Source organism: Salibaculum sp. (genome assembly GCF_035270045.1).
Taxonomy (GTDB): domain Bacteria; phylum Pseudomonadota; class Alphaproteobacteria; order Rhodobacterales; family Rhodobacteraceae; genus Salibaculum.
In genome coordinates this window covers 1-3,664 of record NZ_DATFIP010000068.1, presented here as the reverse complement: position 1 = coordinate 3,664, position 3,664 = coordinate 1, and the positions used below count along the sequence as shown (strand labels likewise).

The following is a 3,664-nucleotide window of genomic DNA, read 5'->3' as shown; positions in this document are numbered from 1 at the left end:
TCACCACGGCGGTGATCCAGTCATCCTCCGCCACCACGGTGATGACCGTGGGGTTCGTGGGGGCCGGGCTGCTGAGTTTCCCGCAGGCGCTCGGGGTGATCTACGGGGCCAATATCGGCACCACCGTGACCGGCTGGATCGTCTCTCTGGTCGGCTTCAAGCTGAAGCTCGGCACCGTGGCGATGGGGCTCTTGTTCCTTGCAAGCCTCGCCCTCCTCCTGTCGCACGGACGACTGGCACGGATCGGACGGATCGTGGCGGGCTTCTGCCTGCTCTTCATCGGGCTCGACATGATGCAGGAGGGCATGTCCAGCGCCGCCGCCTGGATCACGCCAGAGCGTACACCCGGGCCGGGATTGGGCGGGATGCTGGCCATGGCCGCACTCGGCTTCGCGATCACGGTGGTGATGCAATCGTCCTCGGCGGCCATCGCCGTGGTGCTGGTCTTGCTGAGCGGCGGTGCCCTGCCCCTGATCCAGGCCGCAGCGGCGGTGATCGGAATGAATCTGGGCACCACCGTGACCGCGCTGATTGCCACGATCGGCGGATCGCGCGCCATGCAACAGACCTCGATCGCGAACCTGTTGTTCAACCTCGGGACCATGGTGCTGGCCTTTCCCTTGCTGCTTTTGATCACCGGCCCGCTCGAAACGCTGGCCGCGCGCACCGGAGCGGACACCGCACTCGTGCTGTTTCACACCGCGTTCAACCTTTTGGGCACCCTCGTCTTTCTCCCCCTCACCGACCGTTTCGCCACGCTGGTGTCGTCGCTGCGGCCGGACCTCGGCGCACGCGCCCTCCCGGAACTGGACCGCCGCCTTCTGACGGACGAGGGTGCGGCGATTCAGGCCGCGCACGGTGCCATGACCTGGGCCGCGCGCGAAATTTTCACGGCCTATGCGCTGGCCCTCGGACCACAAGGCGATGTGCGGCGACTGTCATCGCTTACCCCCCGTGTAACCCTGGCGCTCGAGGACCTGAAGGATTTCATGGCCCGGATCTCAGTGCCACACGACAAACCCGCCGAAGCCGCCGCCTACGCCGCGCTGATGCACCAGGTCGACCACCTTGTGCGCCTGATCGAACAGGCTGAACATCGCGGTTTCGCCCGCGTTCTGAAACATGATCTGGTCACACGGCGACCCGCCCGGTGGTTCGCCGCCTGCCTCTCGCCCACCCGGACGCTGGAGCTAGCCGCCATCGGCACGCACATGGCGCGCATGACCGCTCCGGTCTCACACCGCTTCACCCGGCACCGGCGTGGCCTTCTGCTGGGCGAGCACGCAGGCCTCTACTCGGTGCAGGAAACCTTTCAGGCCACCGACGCGATGCGGTGGCTCAGCCGGATCATGCATAACGTCCAGCGCGTCGGAGAGTATGAATACGAGGTTCAATCCAGGTTGGGCTAGGCGCGATTTCAGAAGGTGAACGGGCCGTCACCTTGCGCGAAGGGCAGTTCGATCCAGGCCCCGCCGGGGGGCCGTGTCGATCAGCCCGCATCCGGTGGGCTCCGTCATAAACCCCGCCCGCGCCTTCCTACGCCGGTCGAAGGCGAAGACGCTGCAACACGCAAGCACACGAACAACGGCATGCTGTCGCCCGTTGACGTCGAAGCAAGACAGCAGAAACTGAACGAGGCAGGTGTCTGGGAAACCAGGGGCACCTCATGCCAAGGCGCGGCAGAGCCGCGCAATCACGCCTCACGCAGCCACCTTGGGCAGACGACCTGCGGACTTCCCGCTTGACGGTCGCGGCTCCGTGGTCACAAGGTCTCCTGACGGGTCAATCAGAAACGCGGGGTCGAGGTGGCATTCAAGTTCGTTCACACAGCGGATATCCACCTCGACTCGCCCCTGAAATCCCTTGCCCTGCGCGACGAAGGACTGGCCGAGCTTGTCGGCAACGCCACCCGAACCACGTTCGCCCGGATCGTCGATCTGTGCCTCGCCGAGGAGGTGCAGGCCCTGCTGATCGCGGGTGACCTCTATGATGGCGGCCAGACCTCGATGAAGACGGCCCGCTTCCTCGCGCAGGAGATGGCGCGTCTTGCGGCGGCCGGCATCCCGGCCTTCGTGATCCGCGGCAACCACGACGCCGCCTCGCGGATCACACGCGAACTCACGCTGCCGGACAGTGTGACGGTGTTTCCCGGCAAGGCCGATGTGATCGAAACCATATGGGCGGGACATGCGGTCGCGGTACACGGCATTTCCTTCCGCGACCCCCACGCCCCCGAGACCCTGCTCGACCGGTTCCGCCCCCCGGTGCGGGGCGCGTTCAACATCGGCCTGCTGCATACCTCGCTGGGGGGCGCGCAGGGCCACGACCCATACGCACCCTGCGCCCTGTCGGACCTTCAGGCCACCGGGTTCGATTACTGGGCACTGGGGCATATCCACCAGCGCGCCGCCTATCCCGGTGCCCCCACCGTGGTCATGCCGGGAATCCCGCAGGGCCGCGACATAGGTGAGGCCGGGGCCAAGTCGGTCACGCTGGTTTCGGTGGCCGACGACGGGTCGGTCGACCTTGCGGAACGGCACCTTGCGGTGGCGCAGTTCGAGCGCCTCCCAATGGAGTGCAGCCACCTCGCCGACTGGCCCGATCTCGTGGAGGAGATGAAACACGCCATTCGCACGGCGCGGAGCGACCACGCGGGCGAACACCTGATCGTGCGGCCCGTGCTGACCGGGGCGACACCGCTGGCCTGGAGGGTCGGGCGCGACGCGGACGTGCTGCACGCCGAGGCACAGGCCGTCGCGGAACAGATCGGCACGCTGTGGATCGACAGGATCGAGGTCGCGCTGGACACCGGCGCGACCACCTCTCCGGGTGGGGCCGTGGGCGAACTTGCCCGGATCATCGCGCACTCGGGCATTTCCCCCGATGCGCCGGCGGTACAGGCCGAGGTGGATCGCTTGCTGAAACATCTCCCACGAGAGTTGCGCGGGCTTCTGGGCGACAGCGAAGAACAGACCACCACGGCCATCACCGAGGCGATGCAGCAGGGCGCGATGGAGGTGCTCGCGCGCCTCGAGGACAACGAGGGCTGAGCAATGCGACTGAACCGGCTCGACCTCACCCGCTATGGCAAGTTCACAGACCTGCGCCTCAGCTTTCCACCCCCCGCCCCCGGCACCCCCGATCTGCACGTGATCTACGGGGCCAACGAGGCCGGGAAATCCACCCTGCTCGAAGGCTGGCTTGATTTTCTGTTCCAGATCCCCGTGCAAAGCCGCATGGCGTTTCTTCATTCCTACCAGACCATGCAAGTGGGGGCCGCACTCGAGATCGACGGGCGGACGCATGATCTGGTCCGGGTCAAGAAACGCGACGCCTCGCTGCTCGACTCAAGCGGCGCGCCGATGGGCGAGGCATTGTTGCATGGCGGGCTGCGCGGGCTCGACCGGTCGTCCTATGCGGCGATGTTCTCGCTCAACCGGCAGACCCTCGATGAAGGCGGCGAGAGCATTCTGGCCAGCAAGGGCGACCTGGGCGAACTCCTCTTTCAGGCCAGCGCCGGCCTGACCGATCTGGCTGCGCAACTGGACGACCTGCGCGCCGAGTCCGAGGCGTTTCTGAACAAAACCGGGCGCAAGGGCGCGCTGCGCGACCTTGGCGCCGCCTTCGACGACCTTGGCAAGCAGATCAGGGATCTGGACACCGC

Annotated in this window: 3 protein-coding genes; all 3 read left to right on the top strand. The window is 66.5% G+C overall.

The window, feature by feature from the left end:
* Nucleotides 1-1,409, top strand: a 1,409-nt coding sequence (locus VJ897_RS11875; RefSeq protein ID WP_324055883.1) for a Na/Pi cotransporter family protein, incomplete at its 5' end; no start/stop codon positions are given.
* A gap of 396 nt (nt 1,410-1,805) precedes the next feature.
* A complete protein-coding gene (locus tag VJ897_RS11870; RefSeq protein ID WP_324055882.1) occupies nt 1,806-3,050 on the top strand; it encodes a metallophosphoesterase family protein in 1,245 nt (414 codons plus the stop codon).
* A 3-nt stretch (nt 3,051-3,053) separates the two neighbouring features.
* On the top strand, nt 3,054-3,664 hold a 611-nt coding region (locus VJ897_RS11865), incomplete at its 3' end, for an ATP-binding protein (RefSeq protein ID WP_324055881.1).